This is a genomic window from Coxiella endosymbiont of Ornithodoros maritimus, assembly GCF_907164965.1.
Classification (GTDB): Bacteria; Pseudomonadota; Gammaproteobacteria; order Coxiellales; family Coxiellaceae; genus Coxiella.
On the sequence record NZ_CAJRAM010000017.1, the window covers coordinates 1 to 5109 of the forward strand.

Below are 5109 nucleotides of genomic sequence, written 5' to 3' on the forward strand. Positions count from 1 at the left end.
TACCCGTTGACAATCCTCATTGGTTTTTACCACGGCTTTTAATTTCTCCTCCTAATAACCAATAACCCATCGCTTCGTCTCGGTTCAACCACTCTGTATACAAACGATTCAACCCCCGTTCCATCCGCTGCGTTAATCTCAGCGCTTCGCTCTCTAAAATCAACGCTAGCTCCTCATAAAGCCGCTTCAGCTGCTGAGCCTTCGTATAAGGCTGGCATAAACTCAGGAGTTAATCCTGTAGCAGTTAACAAGGCGTTAGAGCATTGTTTTTTACCGACCTCTAACCATGAAGTGCCGGAAGCATCTGAAAAATCCGTGGCATAATCGCCGCTGATGAGTAATAGTAATCGTAAATAATCTTTTGGCAAAAAAATTTTTTTGATTTTTTGAGTTTTTGAGAGAGAGCCGGTTCGTTTTCTCGCACCCACAGCACTTTAGGAGCTGTAAATCTCGGCATGTATTAAATTTCCCGTAATTTCTAATGCCCGGGTTCTCGTTATAACAGGGCGTGACACTGAGCCATAGCGTGTGCCCGTCGTTCCATAAAATAGCGGGGCGCAAAGGTTTATCACTTTTATCGAGCAATGTTGCTCCATACATTTGACTGGAAAAAATCAGCGCGCGTACTTTTTTAGTTCATTAGCGTGGGTATTTAATTTTTCGGATAGCCGTTTTAGGTGCCTCCCCACCAATCATTGGGGTTTTGTTCAGACCATAAAGACTGAGGGTATGAAATGGTTAAACGAGCGGTGCTAGTGGTGATTATCGTTTGTTGATCGTCCATCAAAATAACTTTGACACCATAAGTGCCAAGGGCAATGGCCAGATACATCCGATTATTTTCCTAAATAACGCATGTCTTTTCCTCCATAGAGATTCTCTTCAATTTGCTCCGAGGTTACCCTTTGGTTTTTGGTACGGAAGTGTAAATGAAAATGAAAATGAAAATAATCACGCTAGTAACAGAATAAAAAAAGTACCGCTAGGACCAAGATATTCGATCAATGTTAAAAACATTATAGTAACTAACCAGTTCGATGCCCAGTTGGTGCAATCTCCAATGCTAGCTCCTAACCCACGAACCCTCACCGGGAAAATTTCAGAAAACATCAGCCACATGATCGGGCCTAAGCTGATTAAAAATCCCGGAATAAATACTAATAAGCTTCCAAAGGCAATCCATCGGATATAATCCATATGCCTGTGCACTTTAAACGACCAACTTAAGACGAGCTAACTAATTAGCATAGCACTAAGGCCGATGAATAACAACGGACACTGTCCGAGCGAATCGATTAATGGAAGGCTGATAATGGTGATAATCACCAACACCGCACCGATGATACCCATCGTCGCCAAAACAGCGATTTGTGAAGCCTAAAAACCGGTCATTTTTAAAATGGTAGAGGCGTAGTAGAGTACTTACTGTGTTAATTCCCGTTACTTGTTGAAATCACCGCTAAATCGATAGCGATAAAAAGTGTAGGGCGGATAATTTTTGAAAATAATGTTCTCCAGTCGCCTTTTTGCTGCTGCAAATTAACGCGGATATGCTCTAATTCTTGTTCCGCATGGAGACCGTGGCCACGCAATTTTTGCAAAATCCACAAAGCTTTTTCTTCGTGACCGCGGGAGAATGTCCAGCGAGGATTATAGGGCAACACTATCATAGCGAGCAATAACAAAGCAGCCGGGATAACAGCAGTGGCAAACATCGACCACCAAGCGTTGTGGCGAACAAAATAATAATCTACATCATGTACGAAAGAAAAATTCTGATCGTAACGGCCAGCTGATTAAGCGAAACTAAAGCGCTGTGGCGATGGGGGGGATTTCAGAAGTATAAAGCGGCGCACTATAAGAAGGGATGCCCAATAGCAATGCCGACAATGATGCGCCAAATTACCAACCAGCTAATGGAGACAGCCATGCTGGAGATAGCTGTGCCAATATTAAAAATTAAAGGATCGATAATGAGTAAACGTTTTCGTCCAATGCAATCAGCCAAATGGCCGCTAAAAAGGGCTCCCCAAAAAGCGCCGATGAGTACGGCACTAACTACAAATCCATTCATTTGCCAGGAGAGGTGAAATTCCTGGCTAATAAATAAAATGTCGCCTGAAATGACTCTAGTATCGTACCAAAAAAGAATTCCAGTAAAAGCAGCGAATAAGGCGATGACCCAATAAAACTGGCTTTTTTTGCGGGAAGGACGTATTGATCGCTCTTGATTGTAGCCATTTTAGACTTTCTTCACAATGATTAAGTTTTTTCGTTTCTTTTCAACCAATCAATCAACACCAACGGCGCTTTAATCAAAGCATCAGCCTTCCAGTCTTGGGGTGTGCTGTTGGCAGACAAATAACCGTAAGTCGCTACCACAGCTAACATTCCAGCGGCTTTAGCTGCTTGAATATCACCTTCGGTATCACCTACATATAAAGCGGTATGAGGTTGAACGTTGATTGTTTTGCAGGCGAAAAGAAGGGGTTCTGGATGAGGTTTACGATTAGCTAATTGATCGCCTGAAATTAAACAACAATATCGGCGAGTTAACTTAAAGTGAGTTAATAGCGGTCGAGCCAACCATCCCGGTTTATTGGTAACAACGCCCCAGGGAATAGCATGAGCATCTAAATATTCTAATACTTCTGCCACTCCATCGAAATAGGTTGTTTTATTAGTGAGGCAAGATTGATAAATCGATAAGAATTCATCTCGAAGTGGTTTAAAACGAGGATCAGTTTGATTAATAGAAAACCCGTTCGCCAAAATTCCTCGCACGCCTTGAGCGACAGTGGGACGAATAACCTTTAAAGGGATAGGATCGCGCCCGTGTTTATTGAGCAGTTGATTTAAAGCATCGGCTAAATCAGGTGCTGTATCTAATAGTGTGCCATCGAGGTCAAAGAAAACGGCGGTCACCCGATGAGTGAGGTTACTCATGAGTAAAACACGCGAGGTAATTGACGGAAACGTCACGACTTAGATCAAATTCATTCTTTAAAGGATGGTAATGGATGCCCGTAATATTCAATAATCGCAAACCACCATTTGCAGCCCACCCTACTAATTCCGAAGGGCGAATAAATTGTGCATAATCATGTGTGCCTTTGGGCAATAAATTAAGTAAGTATTCGGCGCCAATGATCGTGTACAAATAAGCTTTAAAATTGCGGTTAATGGTGGAGAAAAAAAGTTTGCCGCCAGGTTTTATTAATGCCGCGCAGTTTTTTATCATCCGTTGTGGATCGGGAACGTGTTCCAGTAATTCCATGCAAGTGATGATATCAAAAGGTTGAGTGTCTATTGTTAAAATTTCAATATCTTGACATTGATAATTTATATTTAGTTGTTGTTCTGCATGATTTTTTGCAACAGCAATTAATGATTCGCTCATGTCAACGCCGGTGACAACAGCGCCGTGTTTTGCCAAGGCTTCGCTTAATAAACCGCCCCCACAACCTACATCCAAAATGTGTTTGCCTTTTATGGGGATTTGCTGTTCGATGTATTTTAGTCGGACGGGATTAATGAGATGCAGGGGTTTCATCTTGCCGGCTGGGTTCCACCAATCCTCAGCGAGATTAGAAAATCCAGCCAATTCCTCCTTATCGGTGTTCTGTTCAGACGGGGTCATGGATGTAGTTTTCTTGTTGAATAGCATTGAGCACTCGCTGAATTTCCGAATTTAACCGCTCTAAAAAGAGAGGAACAGTCTCATGGTTGCCAAGTTTCAAAGCTTCTTCTAATTCTTGCGATAAATGTTTCAAATGAGGCGTAGCCGTATAGCAACAAGAATCGTGGAGTTTATGAACTTGATCTTTCATTTCTTTCCAATCAACATTATCGAAGGTTGCATTGATCCCATCGCGGAGGGCCGGCAATTCAGACGCAAATAGAGCAAGTAATTCTTCGGCAAGCTCGGATTTGTTATTGGTTAACTTTAAAAGTATCTGCCAGTCAATAGATTTAATCATAATAGTTTTAAAAACATAAATCGAGCTGGTAGGGACTCTTTGTTATTAAAGTTTATAACAAGGCGTACATTCTTCAATATCCGCTTCAGGTTGAAGCGTAATATGATCAATATCATATTGTTGTTTTAAGGTCAATTTCAACCCTAGTAAAACGTCGTCCCAGGAAGTTATATTTTTAATGTTGACATGGGCTGAAAGGGCAGTCACACCGGATGAGAGTGTCCAGATATGAACATCGTGCACCGCTTTTACACCTTGAAAGCGGACCATCGTTTGACAGACTTGTTTAATATTTAAGTGGGCGGGAACGCCTTCCATCAGAACAGTCATGGATTCTCGCCATAGCCGAACACTCGAAATTATAATGAGGATACCGATAAGAACGGAGAACAAAGGGTCAATCAGGGTGCAATGGCTGAAGAAAATGACGATTCCGGAAAGTAAAACCGCGCATGTACCAACAATATCACTTACCACATGCAACAATACGGCGCGGATATTTAAGGTTTTTTCGCTGCTTGAAATCAGGCCTGCGAGAAGTACATTTAATAAAATGCCAAAGATAGCAATAAGCATAACCAGGGCGCTGTGGACAGACGAAGAAGGTTGTTGGATACGTCTGATCGCTTCTACGATGACTGCTAGAGCGATGATAACCATTAACAAGCTTGATGCCCAAGCTGCGATGACTTCAGCGCGCCCGAAGCCGTAGCTGTGTTTATGAGATGGAGGACGGAGTGCAATCCACGACGCAAAGGCGGCAATTCCCAATGCTACCGCATCCGAAACCATGTGGCCGGCATCGCCTAAAAGCGCCAGAGAATGCGCAAAATAGCCACCCAAGGCTTCGATTAGAGCAAAACTCAAAGTCAATATAATTGCCCATCCTAAGACTCGATGAGAAGTGTGGTGCTTATGATGGTGATGTTCGTGAGTATGCATGGATGTATATTTTACAAAAAATAACAGCCAGAAGACAGGGTTAAAATCCTCCCTATTATTACCATAACTGGTAAAGACTAAAAAAACTTAAAATTCGTCATCGTCGAACCCCTTGTCGTTCTCACCTGCGCACCTAGGCGTCAACTTAAGCATAAACCCCTAATGGCTGTAAAGTTGATGCTTCTCT

4 protein-coding genes and 3 pseudogenes are annotated in these 5109 nt (G+C 42.3%); all 7 read right to left on the bottom strand.

The annotated features are described in order from the left end of the window. Positions 1-220 (bottom strand): annotated as a pseudogene (locus OWO34_RS01535) (IS110 family transposase); the annotation flags it as partial. Continuing rightward, a pseudogene (locus tag OWO34_RS01540) lies at positions 177-832 on the bottom strand (FGGY family carbohydrate kinase); the annotation flags it as partial. The pseudogenes OWO34_RS01535 and OWO34_RS01540, both read right to left, overlap by 44 nt. A gap of 4 nt (positions 833-836) precedes the next feature. Then, positions 837-2241: pseudogene (locus OWO34_RS01545) on the bottom strand (sugar porter family MFS transporter). A 21-nt stretch (positions 2242-2262) separates the two neighbouring features. Then, positions 2263-2946: a phosphoglycolate phosphatase gene (gene gph / locus OWO34_RS01550; RefSeq protein WP_267256318.1), complete on the bottom strand. Its 684-nt coding sequence runs from the start codon at positions 2944-2946 to the stop codon at positions 2263-2265. Then, complete coding sequence (gene ubiG, locus OWO34_RS01555; protein ID WP_267256319.1) at positions 2939-3640, bottom strand: bifunctional 2-polyprenyl-6-hydroxyphenol methylase/3-demethylubiquinol 3-O-methyltransferase UbiG; 702 nt, start codon at positions 3638-3640, stop codon at positions 2939-2941. Before ubiG ends, gph begins: the two co-directional genes overlap by 8 nt. Beyond that, complete coding sequence (locus OWO34_RS01560) at positions 3627-3980, bottom strand: Hpt domain-containing protein (protein WP_267256320.1); 354 nt, start codon at positions 3978-3980, stop codon at positions 3627-3629. The genes ubiG and OWO34_RS01560 overlap by 14 nt, the downstream gene beginning before the upstream one ends. Positions 3981-4025: 45 nt before the next feature. Beyond that, entirely contained in the window at positions 4026-4922 is an 897-nt protein-coding gene (locus OWO34_RS01565) for a cation diffusion facilitator family transporter (RefSeq protein ID WP_267256321.1), read from the bottom strand. Between the last annotated feature and the right edge of the window lie 187 nt (positions 4923-5109).